Annotated in this window: 11 protein-coding genes; 8 read left to right on the top strand and 3 right to left on the bottom strand. The window is 73.0% G+C overall.

The window, feature by feature from the left end; genetic code table 11:
• Nucleotides 1-12: 12 nt before the first annotated feature.
• The 8 genes from ACFC1R_RS11070 to ACFC1R_RS11035 all read left to right on the top strand — a co-directional run bounded on the left by ACFC1R_RS11070 (nucleotide 13) and on the right by ACFC1R_RS11035 (nucleotide 10573).
• Entirely contained in the window at nucleotides 13-1368 is a 1356-nt protein-coding gene (locus tag ACFC1R_RS11070; RefSeq protein WP_375936409.1) for a hypothetical protein, read from the top strand.
• On the top strand, nucleotides 1365-3893 hold the full coding sequence (locus ACFC1R_RS11065; RefSeq protein WP_375936168.1) for a tetratricopeptide repeat protein: 2529 nt from the start codon (nucleotides 1365-1367) through the stop codon (nucleotides 3891-3893). The genes ACFC1R_RS11070 and ACFC1R_RS11065 overlap by 4 nt, the downstream gene beginning before the upstream one ends.
• 5 nt (nucleotides 3894-3898) lie before the next feature.
• A complete protein-coding gene (locus ACFC1R_RS11060) occupies nucleotides 3899-5050 on the top strand; it encodes a PP2C family serine/threonine-protein phosphatase (RefSeq protein ID WP_375936165.1) in 1152 nt (383 codons plus the stop codon).
• Between the two features lie 133 nt (nucleotides 5051-5183).
• Nucleotides 5184-6512 carry a VWA domain-containing protein gene (locus ACFC1R_RS11055; protein ID WP_375936162.1) on the top strand — a complete coding sequence of 443 codons (1329 nt, stop codon included), beginning with the start codon at nucleotides 5184-5186 and terminating at the stop codon, nucleotides 6510-6512.
• 253 nt (nucleotides 6513-6765) lie between these two features.
• Nucleotides 6766-7902: an FHA domain-containing protein gene (locus ACFC1R_RS11050; RefSeq protein WP_375936159.1), complete on the top strand. Its 1137-nt coding sequence runs from the start codon at nucleotides 6766-6768 to the stop codon at nucleotides 7900-7902.
• 124 nt (nucleotides 7903-8026) lie between these two features.
• Nucleotides 8027-8944 carry an ATP-binding cassette domain-containing protein gene (locus tag ACFC1R_RS11045; protein WP_375936155.1) on the top strand — a complete coding sequence of 306 codons (918 nt, stop codon included), beginning with the start codon at nucleotides 8027-8029 and terminating at the stop codon, nucleotides 8942-8944.
• Nucleotides 8941-10074 carry an ABC transporter permease gene (locus ACFC1R_RS11040; protein ID WP_375936152.1) on the top strand — a complete coding sequence of 378 codons (1134 nt, stop codon included), beginning with the start codon at nucleotides 8941-8943 and terminating at the stop codon, nucleotides 10072-10074. Before ACFC1R_RS11045 ends, ACFC1R_RS11040 begins: the two co-directional genes overlap by 4 nt.
• A gap of 94 nt (nucleotides 10075-10168) precedes the next feature.
• Entirely contained in the window at nucleotides 10169-10573 is a 405-nt protein-coding gene (locus ACFC1R_RS11035) for a globin (protein WP_045304705.1), read from the top strand.
• Between the two features lie 62 nt (nucleotides 10574-10635).
• Here ACFC1R_RS11035 and ACFC1R_RS11030 read toward each other — a convergent pair whose 3' ends face one another.
• From ACFC1R_RS11030 to ettA, 3 genes are all read right to left on the bottom strand, one after another.
• Complete coding sequence (locus ACFC1R_RS11030; RefSeq protein WP_375936148.1) at nucleotides 10636-11376, bottom strand: hypothetical protein; 741 nt, start codon at nucleotides 11374-11376, stop codon at nucleotides 10636-10638.
• 74 nt (nucleotides 11377-11450) lie between these two features.
• The gene (locus tag ACFC1R_RS11025; RefSeq protein WP_375936145.1) at nucleotides 11451-11933 is read right to left on the bottom strand and encodes an acyl-CoA thioesterase; all 483 of its coding nucleotides are present in this window, start codon (nucleotides 11931-11933) and stop codon (nucleotides 11451-11453) included.
• A gap of 100 nt (nucleotides 11934-12033) precedes the next feature.
• Nucleotides 12034-13698 (bottom strand): energy-dependent translational throttle protein EttA, encoded by a 1665-nt coding sequence (ettA, locus tag ACFC1R_RS11020; RefSeq protein WP_375936142.1) that lies wholly within the window; start codon nucleotides 13696-13698, stop codon nucleotides 12034-12036.
• Between the last annotated feature and the right edge of the window lie 256 nt (nucleotides 13699-13954).

Below are 13954 nucleotides of genomic sequence, written 5' to 3'. Positions count from 1 at the left end.
GCTGGCCCGGTGATGAACCGGGAGGAGGTGGACCGCGCACTGGCGCGGCTCGGCGCGGAGCGCGATGCCGTGGAGGCGGCGCTGCTGGCCCTGCAGGACCACCCCGGCCGCCGGCTGCTGGAGGGCGCCGCGCTGAGCGGCCGGACCGAGGAACGCTGGTCCGTCGCCGCGCAGGGCCTGACGCTGCTCTGGGCGCTGTTCGACCGCTACTCGGAGGCGCTGGCCTCCGCCCGGGCGGTCCGCTCCCGCCGCAACCGTCCGGGCAGCGCCGAACTGGCCGAGCTGAGCGAACTGCTCGGCGGCGAGGCCGTGACCGTCTCCGGCGGGCAGCTGCCGGACGCGGCGGGCCCCGGACCGGCGCGGCTGGTGGAACGGGTCAGCCTGGACGCGCTGATGGAGCGGATGAACGCCTGGTACGCCACCGTGCTGGAGGTGGTGAACGCCGCCGACGCGGTCTGGTCCGCGCTGCCCGCCCGGATAGACCTGCTGCTGGCCGAGCTCGGCCGGGTGCAGATGCTCGCCGTCTCGGTCGGCGTCCGGCCCGGCGCGCACCCGCTCGGCGACGACCTGACCCTGCTCAGCGGGGAGTTGACGGCGCTGCGGGCCGAGGTCCTGGCCGACCCGCTGGCGCTCTGGCGCCCGGTCCGGGTGCCCGCGCAGCGCGGCAGCGACACCCCCACCGGCGCGGGCCCGTTCGCGCCGGCCTCGGGTGTGGTGGACACCGAGCGCTTCGACCGTGCCGGACGCGGCCTGGACGAGATCCGGGTCGAGCTGGAGGGCCTGCTCCGGCTGCGCGACGAGGCCCACGAACGGCTGCAGCAGGTCGGCGACCTGCTGCAACGGGCCGACGCCACGCTGGCGGAGGCCCGGCGCGCCCGGGGCGAGGTGCTGGCGAAGATCGCCGCGACCGAGGTCCCGGCCGTGCCCGGGCCCGCCTCGGCGCTGCGCGAACGGATCGTCCAGGCGGTGGAGTTCCAGCAGTCCGGCCAGTGGCACCGGCTGGCAGCACTGCTGGACACGCTGGAGGATGCCGCCGTCAAGGAGCTCGCCCGGGCCCGGCAGTCGCTCACCGAGGTGGCCCAACCGCTCGCCCTCCGGGCCGAGTTGCGCGGGCGGCTGGAGGCGTACAAGGCGATGGCCGCCCGGCTCGGCGTGGTCGAGGACCCGGAGGTCGTCGAGCGCTTCGAGAAGGCCCGCTGGCTGCTGTGGAGCGCACCGTGCGACCTGCGGGCGGCGGCGGAGGCGGTGAGCCGGTTCCAGCAGGCGCTGCGGCCGGCGCGGCCGGCGGCGGCGCAGCCGACCGGGGAGCCGGCGGTTGGCGAATCGGCGACCGGGTACCAGGACGAGCGGGGGGCTTGGGAATCATGAGCGAGGCAGGCGAGGCGTGCGCACGGCCGGAGTGCTCCGGTTCGGGCGTGATCGATGCGGACGGCTACTGCGACGAGTGCGGGCTGGCTCCGGCGGGCGCGTCGGCCGGCCGGACCGGGCAGGCCACGCAGAGCGGGCAGACGGGGCCGGCCGGCCCCGGCGACCGGTGCGCCAGGGGTGACTGCGCCGGGACGATCGACGCGGACGGCTACTGCGACGAGTGCGGGCTGGCCCCGCTGGAGGCGGGCACCCGGACCCAGCCGTACCTGCCCTCGGCCCGCACCGGTTCGCCGGACTCCGCCCGCACCGGCTCGGCCCGGTCGACGTCGAGCCGTTCCCGCTCGCACCGCTCCGCCCGCACCGGCAGCGGCCGTTCGCTCTCGGTGCGCAGCAGCAAGGGCGGCAGTGCGGGTACGGCGCGGCGCGGCAACCTGGGCGCCGGGCTGGTGACGGTGCCTCCGGTGCCCAGCCCCGACCCGGCCGCAGCCGTACTGACCGACCCCCGGGTGCCCGAGCGCAAGCGGTTCTGCAGCAGGTGCGACGCCCCGGTGGGCCGGGAGAAGAACGGCAGTCCGGGCCGTCCCGAGGGATTCTGCACCAAGTGCGGCACGCCGTACTCGTTCACGCCCAAGCTGGCGCGCGGCGACCTGGTCGGCGGCCAGTACGAGGTGCTCGGCTGTCTGGCGCACGGCGGCCTCGGCTGGATCTATCTGGCCGTGGACCGGCGGGTCAGCGACCGCTGGGTGGTGCTCAAGGGCCTGCTGGACACCGGCGACGAGGACGCCCTGGCGGTGGCGATCGCCGAACGCCGCTTCCTGGCCGAGGTGGACCACCCGAACATCGTCCGCATCATCAACTTCGTCGAGCACCCCGACCTGCGCACCGGCTCGGCCGACGGCTACATCGTGATGGAGTACGTCGGCGGCAAGTCGCTCAAGGACATCGCCAACGAGCGCCGCACCCGCGACGGCCGCCGCGACCCGCTGCCGGTCGAACAGGCCATCGCGTACGCGCTGGAGGCACTGCCCGCGCTGGGCTACCTGCACAGCCGGGGGCTGGTCTACTGCGACTTCAAGATCGACAACGTGATACAGGCCGAGGACTCACTCAAGATCATCGACATGGGTGCCGTCCGCCGCCTCGACGACGAGGGCCCGATCTACGGCACCGTCGGCTACCAGGCCCCGGAGATCGCCACCGACGGCCCGTCCCCCGCCTCCGACCTGTACACCGTCGCCCGCACCCTGGCCGTACTGACCTTCGACTTCCAGGGCTACTCGACCACCTACCGCTACGAGCTGCCCGGCCCCGAGCAGGTGCCGCTGTTCGCGACGTACGAGTCGTACCACCGCTTCCTGGTCCGGGCCACCGACCCCGACCCGGCCCGCCGGTTCGCCTCCGCCGAGGAGATGGCCGACCAGCTGACCGGCGTGCTGCGCGAGGTGCTGAGCCTCAAGGACGGGCGTCCGCGCCCCGCGCTCTCCACCCTGTTCGGACCGGAACTGCGCGTGGTGGACACCGAGTTGGCCACCGGGCCACTGGATCCGGCGGCCGCCGCACTGGCCCTGCCCGCCCCGCGTGTCGACCCCGCAGACCCCAATGCCGGGTTCCTCGCCGCCCTGGTCGCCGGTTCGCCCGCCGAGGCGCTGGCCGCGCTGGCCACCGCGCCGACCCCCTCGGTCGAGCTGCTGCTGCGCGAACTCCGCGCCCACCTGGAGCTGCGGGACGGCCCCGCGGTGGACACCGCGCTGCGCGCCCTGGAGGCCGACCACCCCGACGACTGGCGGGTCGTCTGGTACCGGGGGCTGGCCGCGCTGGTGACCGCCGCCTCCGGGGCTTCCGGGAGCACCGACGTCTCCGGGGGCACCGCGGCCGGCGGCGCCTGGGCGTCCGCCGACCCGGCCCGGATCTCCGAGGCCGCCGAGGCCTTCGACGCCGTCTACGACGCCTTCCCCGGCGAGGCCGCGCCCAAGCTGGGCCTGGCCGTCTGCGCCGAGCTGCTCGGCGCGGGCGAGGACGCGGCCGAGTTCTACCGGCTGGTCGGCAGCACCGACCGGGCCTACGTCAGCGCCGCCTTCGGCCTGGCCCGGGTCCGGCTGGCCGCCGGGGACCGGCCGGGCGCGGTGCGCGCCCTGGAGGCGGTGCCCGAGGCGTCCGCGCACTTCACCGCCGCCCGGATCGGCGCCGTCCGGGCCCGGCTGCGCGGCCGGGCCCCGGCGGAGCCGCTCGGACCGGACCTGGTCCGGTGCTCCGAGCAGCTGTCCGGGCTCGCCCTGGACGCCCGGCGGCGCGAGGAACTGGCGGTCGAGGTGCTGGACAGTGCGCTCGGCTGGGTGCTGGCCGGGCTGCCGGGCGAGGGCGCGAAGGCCGCCGTTCAGGTGCTCGGACATCCGGCCAGCGAGCGGGAACTACGGTTCGCTCTGGAACACTCCTACCGAGTGTTGGCCCGGTTGTCCGACCGGGCCGAGACCAGGATCGACATGGTGGAGCGGGCGAACCGGGCCCGCCCCCGGACGTGGGTGTGAGAGCAATGCCGCAGCAGACCGTGTGCCCGAACTGTGCCGAGCCGCTGGACCCGGAGGACGTCTTCTGCGGCGCCTGCGGCCGGAACCTGAACGAACCCGGGGCCGCCCCCGAGGCCGCCGCCGGGCCCGAGGCCGAGACCGCCCCCGAAGCCGCCGCCGAGGCCGGCCCCGGCGCGCCGCCGGGCTGCGTGCACTGCGGTTCGGCCGAACTCGCCGTCGAGGGGTACTGCGAGTCCTGCGGGGGCGCGCAGCCCCGGCCGCGCGACCACCAGGAGCGCTCCCTCGCGGGCGTCGCCGGGGTCACCGACCGCGGTCTGCGCCACCACCGCAACGAGGACGCGTTCACCGTGGCCGCCACGTCACTGCCCGGCGGCGAACCCGCCGTGGTCGCGGTGGTCTGCGACGGCGTCTCCTCCTCCGCACGGCCCGACGAGGCGTCGGCGACCGCAGTCGACGCCGCCTCGGAGTCCCTGCTGACCGCCCTGGAGCAGGGCGAGGAGCCCGAGGCCGCGATGCGCGGCGCCATCGAGGCGGCCGCCCGCGCCGTCTCCGCGCTGGCGCAGGACGAACCGCTCACGCGCGGTGGCAGCCTCAACGCGCCGGCGTGCACGTACGTCAGCGCGATCTCGGCCGCCGGACGGATCACCATCGGCTGGGTCGGCGACACCCGGGCGTACTGGATCCCGGACGACCGGGTCTCCGCCGTCCCGTACCGGCTCACCGAGGACGACTCCTGGGCGGCGCGGGTGGTCGCAGCCGGGCTGATGGGCGAGGCCGAGGCGTACGCGGACCCCCGCGCGCACGCCATCACCGGCTGGCTCGGCGCGGACGCGGAGGAGCTCGAACCGCACACCGTCAGCTTCACCCCGCACGTCCCCGGCGTCCTGCTGGTCTGCACCGACGGCCTGTGGAACTACGCCGAGGCCGCCACCGACCTGGCCTTCCTCGTCCGCGCCGACGCCCGGACCGACCCGCTGGCGGCCGCCCAGGCGCTGGTCAGGTTCGCGGTCACGGCCGGCGGACACGACAACATCACCGTCGCCGTCCTGCCGATCGACCCGCCCGCCATCGAACCCGCCCCGACCCTGGTGGACTTCCAGCCCTTCCGGACCCTGCCGGACCAGCCCTCCCCCACGTCCACCGGCACCGCCGTCTGACCCTCCGCCACCCGGCACCGGCACACCTTCCCTCGCGACCGGCCCTCCCCTCCCCCTCCCCCGGCCCTCTCCCGGCTCACTCTCCCCCGGCTCACTCACCGCTCTACTCACTCACCGCTCGACAGGAGCAGCGATGGCCACTCTGTCCGACTCGCACCCGGGTTTCAGCGTCGACATCTTCCAGAACGAGTACCTGGCGGACGGTGCTCGCGAGGTGAACGCGATCGTGACCGTCACCGCCACCGGCGGCGGCACCGCGGGCGGGCGGCTGTCCGCGGACAGCGCGCGGGCCGACGCCGCGGTGGTCGTCATGGTCGACTGCTCGGGTTCGATGGACTACCCGCCGACGAAGATGCGCAACGCCCGTGAGGCCACCGCCGTCGCGATCGACGCGCTGCGGGACGGCGTCGCCTTCGCCGTGGTCGCGGGCAGCCACAACGCCACCGAGGTCTACCCGGGCAACGGCGGGCTGGCCGTCGCCGACCACGCCACCCGCGAGCAGGCCAAGCAGGCCCTGCGCAAGCTCGAGGCGTCCGGCGGCACCGCGATCGGGAGCTGGCTGACCCTGGCCCACCAGCTCTTCGAGACCCGGTCCGACATCCCCATCCGGCACGGCATCCTGCTCACCGACGGCCGCAACGAGCACGAGAAGCCGGACGAGCTGCAGCGCGTCCTGGACAAGGTCACCGGCCGGTTCACGGTGGACTGCCGGGGCGTCGGCACCGACTGGAAGGTCGACGAACTGCGCCGGATCTCCTCCGCCCTGCTCGGCACGGTGGACATCGTCGCGGAACCCTCCGGCCTGGCCGAGGACTTCCGCAGCATGATGGAGAAGGCCATGGGCAAGCAGGTCGCCGATGTGGCGCTGCGGCTCTGGACGCCGGCCAACGCGGTGGTCAGGTACGTCAAGCAGGTCGCGCCGACGGTCGAGGACCTGACCGGGCGCCGGGCCGAGGCCGGACCGCGCGCCGGGGACTACCCGACCGGCTCCTGGGGCGACGAGAGCCGCGACTACCACGTCTGCATCGAGGTCCCGGCCGCCGCCGTCGGCAACGAGATGCTCGCCGCCCGGATCAGCCTGCTCCTCCCCCGGCCCGACGGCAGCGCCGAGATCCTCTCCCAGGGCCTGGTCCGGGCGGTCTGGACGGACGACCTGGTCTCCTCCACCCGGATCAGCCCGCAGGTCGCGCACTACACCGGTCAGGCGGAGCTCTCCGCCGCCATCCAGGAGGGCATGGCCGCCCACCGCGCGGGCGACCTGGACCGCGCCACCGCCAAGCTGGGCGCCGCCGTCCGGCTCGCTCACGAGACCGGCAACGAGAGCACGTTCAAGCTGCTGCAGAAGGTGGTGGACGTAGTAGACGCCGGGGAGGGTACGGTTCGGTTCCGTAAGAACGTGAGCGAGGCCGACTCGATGACTCTCGAGACCCGGTCGACCAAGACGGTACGGGTGAAGAAGTGACCGGTTCAGCTGAGCGTGGCGGACCTGCCGGAATGTGGGGGAACTGATGCCGATCTGCCCTAGGGGCCACGAGTCGCGGGCCGAGGACTGGTGCGACTTCTGCGGCTTCCCGATGACCCCGCCGCCCGGCGTCGCGGTCCCGGGCTCGGCGCCTTTCGGCGGTCCGGGGGCCCCGGGTGGTCCCGGCGCACCCGGTGGTCCCGGCGCGCCCGGCTCGTTCGCACCGCACGGGGCGCCGCCGATGGGGCGCCCGATGGCACCGCCGTCCTTCCCCGCCCCCCAGGAGCCGACGGCCGGCCTGGTCACCTGCCCGATCTGCCGGACCCCGCAGACCGGGCGCTACTGCGAGGAGTGCGGGTACGACTACGACCTGTCCGCCCCCTCGGGCCGCCAGCACCGCGCCGCGCCGCCGGTCGGCGGGCCGCGCGGCGGCGACCAGAACGGCGGCGGGTACGGTTTCCCGCCGCCCGCACCCGCGCCGTACCAGCCCCCGATGCCACCGCCCGCACCCGCGCCGAGCCCCTACCAGCCGCCGACGCCGCCGCCCGCGCCCACGCCGGAGCCCTCGCCGTTCCCGCCGCCCGCACCGGGCCGGATGTCGTTCGACGGCGGCGGCGCTCCCGCGCCGAACGCCCCCGGGTACGACGGCTCCTCCCCGTTCGCCCCCGCCGACCCGTACGCCCGGCGCGATCCGTACGCCCAGCCCCAGGCGGCGCCGTACGAGAACGCCGACCCGTACGCACGGGACCAGTACGCCAAGGCCGACCCGTACGCCAAGGCCGCGCCGTACGAGACCGGCGCTCCGTACGAGGGCGGGCAGCCCTACGAGAAGGCGGCGGCGTTCCCCGACCCTGAGGGCTTCGAGCGGACCGGCCCGGTGTACGCACAGCCCGGACCGACCGCCCCCGGCGACGAGTTCGGGACGTCGTTCAGGCTCGCGCCGCCCGCGAACGCGCCCGCCGCGCCGCCGCAGCCCGCCCGCACCACGTGGATAGCGGTGGTCAGCGCCGACCGTGACTACTTCACCGACATGATGGCGCGCAGCGGTCCGGAGGCCGCCGGACTGTTCTTCCCGCCGTACTGCCCCGAGCGGCGCATCCCGCTGACCGGCCGGGGCCAGCTGCGGATCGGACGCCGCAGCCAGCACCGGGGCACCGTCCCGGAGATCGACCTGTCGGTCGCGCCGGAGGACCCGGGGGCCTCGCACCAGCACGCGCTGCTGGCCGAGCAGACCGACGGCAGCTGGGTGCTGGTGGACCAGGACTCGACCAACGGCACCACGGTCAACGGCGGTTCCGAACCGGTGCCGCCGCACACCGCAATCCCACTGACCGACGGCGATCGCATCCACGTCGGCGCCTGGACCACGATCACCCTGCACCGCGCCTGACGCCTGCTCAGGTGGGGCCCGTCGACGGCGGGCCCCACCACCCCGGCCACCGGCTGGTCACGATTTCCCCAAGCGGCTGCGCCGACCTGCACGATCATCCCCTCGACCCCCTAGGGTTCAGGACATGACTGCAGCTATATCCGCGGACGGAATCCGGAAGCGGTACGGGGATGTCCAGGCTGTCGACGGAGTGTCACTCACCGTCGAGACTGGCGAGTTCTACGGAATTCTCGGGCCCAACGGGGCCGGCAAGACCACCACTCTGGAAATCCTGGAGGGTATCCGCGAGCCCGACGAGGGCCGCATCGAGCTGCTGGGGCTGGCGCCCTGGCCGCGCAACAGCAAGCTGCTGCCGCGCATCGGCGTGCAGTTCCAGGCCTCCGCCTTCTTCAACAAGCTGACGGCCCGTGAGACCATCCGCACCTTCGCATCGTTCTACGGGGTGGGCCCGAAGCGGGCCGACGCGATGCTGGAGCGGGTGGGACTGACCGACTCGGCCACCGTCCACACCGACAAGATGTCCGGCGGTCAGGCCCAACGCCTCTCCATAGCCTGCGCGTTGGCGCACGATCCGGAACTGGTCTTCCTGGACGAGCCGACCACCGGCCTCGACCCGCAGGCCCGCCGCAACCTCTGGGACCTGCTCCGCGACATCAACTCCGAGGGCCGCACGGTCGTCCTGACGACCCACTACCTGGACGAGGCCGAGGTGCTCTGCGACCGGGTCTCGGTGATGGACCACGGCAAGGTGCTGAAGACCGGCGCTCCGGCCGCCCTGGTGCGCGAGATCGACGACACCGTCCGGGTGAGCGTCGAGTCCGGCCAGCTCACCGCCGCACGGGCGCGCGAGCTGTTCGGCGCGGCCGACGCCGAGATCGCCAACCTGGAGGACAACGGGGTCTCGCTCTCCGTCTCCACCCGCGCGCCGGCCCCGGTGCTGTCGGTGCTCGCCGAGCAGAACGCCCTGCGCGGCCTGGAAGTCCGCGGAGCCACCCTGGAGGACGTCTTCCTCCAGCTGACCGGACGGGAGTACCGGGCATGAGCACGACTTCGGCCACGGCGCAGCAGACACCCACCGGGCAGCCGCCAGCGGAGCGGGAGCGGGTCAGCGCCTTCGCCGGCCTCTCCCGGGTGATGCTGCTCGGCTTCCTGCGGGACCGCGGCACGCTGTTCTTCACGCTGGTCCTGCCGCTGCTGTTCCTGCTGCTCTTCGGCAGCCTCTACAAGAGCTCCGGCACCTCCCACGTGAAGATCGCCGAGGTCGGCTCGGTCCAGCTGCTCGACCAGGCGCAGGGCGACGCACGGGCGCAGCTGGACAAGGTCCTCACCATCACCAAGTACGAGGACCAGGACGCCGCCCTGGAGAAGGTGCGCAAGGGCGACCTGGACGGGCTGGTGACCTCGGGCCCGAACGGCCAGGTCGTCCTCCGCTTCAGCGCCTCCGACCAGGTCAAGTCCGGCAGCGTGCAGGCCATCCTGAACTCGATCGTCGAGTCGGCCAACCAGGCGGCCTCCGGCAAGGCCCCGGCCTTCACCCTGGCGGCCAGCCAGGTCGAGGACAACTCGCTCAAGCCGATCCAGTACCTCACCCCCGGCCTGCTGGGCTACGCCATCGCCATGGGCGCCGTCTACGGGGCCTCCTTCACCCTGGTGACCTGGCGCAAGAAGCGGGTGCTGCGGCGCCTGCGGCTGACGCCGGTCTCACCGCTGGCGATCGTCGGCGCCCGGGTCGGAGTCAGCGTGCTGGTCGCACTCGCCCAGACCGCGCTCTTCCTGGTGGTCGCCACCATGCCGTACTTCGGCCTCAAGCTGTCCGGCAACTGGTGGCTGATCGTGCCGCTGGTGGTCTGCGCCACCATCGCGTTCATGTCGATCGGCCTGGTCACCGGCTCGATCGCGAAGAGCGAGGAGGCGGCGAACGGGATCAACCAGATCATCGTGCTGCCGATGTCCTTCCTGGGCGGCGCGTTCATCCCGCTGGACGTCGCACCGGGCTGGCTGCAGACCGTCTCGCACGCCCTGCCGCTGCGCTACCTGATCGACCCCGCGAAGACGGTGCTGAGCAAGGGCGGCGGCGTGATGGACGCGCTGCCGTCCATGGGGATCCTGCTGGCCTTCGCCGCCGTGATGACGCTGATCGCCTCGCGCTTCTTCAACTGGGACGACGCGTAACCACGCTCCCGGACCGGACTCCGGTCCACCCCGCAGGGGTCGTACGCCGAAAGACCGGTGTACGGCCCCTGCGGCCGTCTGCGACCATGGTCGGGTGAACGACATCCCACGTGGCACGCTCAGCGAGGAGACCTTCTTCGACGCCGTCGGCGGCGAGCCGACCTTCCGGCGGCTGGTGCACCGGTTCTACCAGGGCGTCGCCGAGGACGAACTGCTGCGGCCGATGTACCCGGAGGAGGACCTGGGCCCGGCGGAGGAGCGGCTGGCCCTCTTCCTGATGCAGTACTGGGGCGGCCCCCGCACCTACAGCAACGAGCGCGGCCACCCCCGGCTGCGGATGCGGCACGTGCCGTTCAAGGTGGACCGCGCCGCCCACGACGCCTGGCTGAAGCACATGCGCACGGCCGTGGACGAGCTGGAGCTCCCCGCCGACGCCGAACGCCAGCTGTGGGACTACCTGACCTACGCCGCCGCATCGATGATCAACACCGCGGGCTGACGGCCCTTCACCGCAGGGCGCCCGGACGGGCCCGGACTGTGCAGCGAATCAGCGCAGCGGGCTCAGCGCAGCGGGCTCAGGCCCAGCCCGGCCCCCGGCGCCGCGGCGCTGCGCACGGCCACCGAGCCGGCCGGAGCACTCAGCCTGAGCCAGGCCCCGGCCCCGTGCACGGTGAGCGGAACTGCGGGCCGCAGGAAGCCCATCACGTACGCGGCGTGCGCCGCCCGCAGCGGGAGCTCGGGCGCGGCTGTCAACGGGCGGGACCAGATCTCGTCGGCGAGCCCGTCCAGCACACCGCGGGTCCGGTGGTGTTCGGGGACCGCCTCGCTGCGCTCCTTGAACTCCCGGACGGCGGCCATCAGTTCGGGGAAGACCTCGGACGCGGGCGGCTCGGCCAGCGGCTGCCACCCGGTCCGGGGCGGCAGCAGACCGGCCCACGCGGGCCCGGTCACGGCGGCGGGGACGAGCACGGTGTTGGCCTGCTCGTCGACGGACTCCAGCAACTGGCCCGCCGAGACGGTGAGATCGGCCGGCCCGCCCAGCTCGACCAGCCTCGCCGTGCGGATCGCCAGCGCCCCCGAACTCCCCAGCGGCAGCCGTCCGAAGACCGCCAGCACGCCGCTGCCCGACGCGTCCGTGCCCGGTTCCGGCTCCGCAGCCGCCGAGTCCCCGGAACCCGCCGAACGCACGGCCTGCAGCCGCACGGCGGCGGCCCGGTCGAAGCGCAGCAGGCGGACCAGGAAGGCGGCCAGGTCGGCAGCCTCCCCCGCATCGGCGAGCATCAGGCGGACTGGCGTACTCAACGGATCAGCTCACTCGGTACGGGGACGGTCGGTGGTCGGAGCGACGGTCGGCGGCCGGGCGCGGCCGGCGCGACCTAGACGGCTGCCGCGACGCTGCCGGCGACAACGGCCTTCGCCGCACCCTCGACCTCGTCGGCGCCGTCCATGAAACCGGTGAGGAACTGCCGCTCGACCGGGCTGATCCGGCGCGGCCGCCCCTCCACCAGGTCGTAGGGGACGACGACGGTGGACGCCCGGACGTAGATCGTCTCGGTGCCGTCCTCGTGGGTGTCCTTGATCTCGTACGAGACCGTCAGCGAGGCGCCGCCGATCTTGGTCACCCAGGTCTCGATGGTCACCGGCGTGGGGCGGTGGACCAGCGGACGCTTGTAGTCGATCTCGTGACGCGCCACCACCGAGCCACCCGCGAACTCCCCGGCCCCGGCCGCGGCGGCCTGGGTGAACATGAAGTCGATCCGGGCCTCCTCCAGGTAGCGCAGGAAGACCACGTTGTTGACGTGCCCGAAGGCGTCCATGTCGGACCACCGCAGGGGGCAGGCGTAGATGTGGCGTGCCACGAGCGTTCTCCTCAAATCCGAATACCCGCCGGTAGCTTACGGGCGGCGGCCCGGCAGACCACCGTGGGGCAGTCTGCCGGGCCGTTGCTGCGCCGGGGTGTCAGCCTCGGGTCAGCTTCTTGTAGGTGGCCCGGTGCGGACGGGCGGCGTCGGGGCCCATCCGCTCGATCTTGTTCTTCTCGTACGACTCGAAGTTGCCCTCGAACCAGAACCACTTGCTCTCGCCCTCGTAGGCGAGGATGTGGGTGGCCACTCGGTCCAGGAACCAGCGGTCGTGGGAGATGACCACGGCGCAGCCCGGGAAGTCGAGCAGGGCGTTCTCCAGCGAGGAGAGGGTCTCGACGTCGAGGTCGTTGGTCGGCTCGTCGAGGAGCAGCAGGTTGCCGCCCTGCTTGAGGGTCAGCGCCAGGTTGAGGCGGTTGCGCTCACCACCGGAGAGCACACCGGCCGGCTTCTGCTGGTCCGGGCCCTTGAAGCCGAACGCGGAGACGTAGGCGCGGGACGGCATCTCGACCTGGCCGACGTTGATCCAGTCGAGGCCGTCGGAGACGACCTCCCACAGGGTCTTCTTCGGGTCGATGTTGGCCCGGTTCTGGTCGACGTAGCTGATCTTGACGGTCTCGCCGACCTTGACGTCGCCGCCGTCCGGGGTCTCCAGGCCCTGCAGCATCTTGAACAGGGTGGTCTTACCGGCACCGTTGGGGCCGATGACACCGACGATGCCGTTGCGCGGCAGGGTGAAGGACAGGTCGTCGATCAGGAGCTTCTCGCCGAAGCCCTTGGAGAGGTTGCCCACCTCGACGACGATGCTGCCCAGACGCGGGCCCGGCGGGATCTGGATCTCCTCGAAGTCCAGCTTCCGCATCTTGTCCGCCTCGGCCGCCATCTCCTCGTAACGGGCGAGACGGGCCTTGGACTTGGCCTGGCGGCCCTTGGCGTTGGAGCGGACCCACTCCAGCTCTTCCTTGAGGCGCTTGGCGCGCTTGGCGTCCTTCTGGCCCTCGACCTTCAGACGGGACTGCTTGGACTCCAGGTAGGTGGAGTAGTTGCCCTCGTACGGGTACGCGCGGCCGCGGTCGAGCTCCAGGATCCACTGGGCGACGTTGTCCAGGAAGTACCGGTCGTGGGTGACGGCGACGACGGTACCGGCGTACTTGGCCAGGTGCTGCTCCAGCCAGTTCACCGACTCGGCGTCCAGGTGGTTGGTGGGCTCGTCGAGCAGCAGCAGGTCGGGGGCCTCCAGCAGCAGCTTGCAGAGCGCGACGCGGCGCTTCTCGCCACCGGAGAGCTTGGTGACCGGCCAGTCACCGGGCGGGCAGCCCAGGGCGTCCATGGCCTGCTCCAGCTGGGCGTCGAGGTCCCAGGCGTTGGCGTGGTCCAGGTCCTCCTGGAGCTTGCCCATCTCGTCGAGCAGCGCGTCCGAGTAGTCGGTCGCCATCAGCTCGGCGATCTCGTTGAACCGGTTGAGCTTGCCCTTGATCTCCTTGACGCCGTCCTCGACGTTCTCCAGGACGGTCTTGGACTCGTCGAGCGGGGGCTCCTGCAGGAGCATGCCGACGGTGTAGCCCGGCGAGAGGAAGGCATCGCCGTTGGAGGGCTGGTCCAGCCCCGCCATCATCTTCAGCACCGTCGACTTACCGGCGCCGTTGGGGCCGACGACACCGATCTTCGCTCCGGGGAGGAAGCTGAGCGTCACGTCGTCAAGGATGACCTTGTCGCCGTGTGCCTTGCGCACCTTGCGCATCGTGTAGATGTATTCCGCCACGTGAGATCGCTCCGGCGTCGTCGTGAGTATTCGGCTTGCAGCCTTCCATTCTGCCGCACTGCGGCCGAGGTCCCGAACGGCCGTGGTCGCACGGGCCCCGCACGCTGGTCGGAGGCTGCGAAGGGCTCCCCCGAAACGCCCCGGTCCCGTCCTCCGCTCACTGCGGAGGTGGGGGCCGGGGGGCCGCGGGGGTTAGGGGCCGGCCCTTCTCAGCGTGGGGGTGTGCGGGCCTGGGCTGACCCGCGCTGACCACCAC

The sequence above is a fragment of the Kitasatospora sp. NPDC056138 genome, from assembly GCF_042264695.1.
Taxonomy (GTDB): domain Bacteria; phylum Actinomycetota; class Actinomycetes; order Streptomycetales; family Streptomycetaceae; genus Kitasatospora.
The sequence above is the reverse complement of the archived record's forward strand: the minus strand, read 5'-3'. Positions and strand labels throughout refer to the sequence as shown.

Bases quoted from the DNA above. Each gene is read 5' to 3' on its own strand.
- ACFC1R_RS11070 (WP_375936409.1), top strand. From the start codon at position 13: ATGAACCGGGAGGAGGTGGACCGCGCACTGGCGCGGCTCGGCGCGGAG.
- ACFC1R_RS11065 (WP_375936168.1), top strand. From the start codon at position 1,365: ATGAGCGAGGCAGGCGAGGCGTGCGCACGGCCGGAGTGCTCCGGTTCG.
- ACFC1R_RS11055 (WP_375936162.1), top strand. From the start codon at position 5,184: ATGGCCACTCTGTCCGACTCGCACCCGGGTTTCAGCGTCGACATCTTC.
- ACFC1R_RS11050 (WP_375936159.1), top strand. From the start codon at position 6,766: ATGGCACCGCCGTCCTTCCCCGCCCCCCAGGAGCCGACGGCCGGCCTG.
- ACFC1R_RS11045 (WP_375936155.1), top strand. From the start codon at position 8,027: ATGACTGCAGCTATATCCGCGGACGGAATCCGGAAGCGGTACGGGGAT.
- ACFC1R_RS11040 (WP_375936152.1), top strand. From the start codon at position 8,941: ATGAGCACGACTTCGGCCACGGCGCAGCAGACACCCACCGGGCAGCCG.
- ACFC1R_RS11060 (WP_375936165.1), top strand. From the start codon at position 3,899: ATGCCGCAGCAGACCGTGTGCCCGAACTGTGCCGAGCCGCTGGACCCG.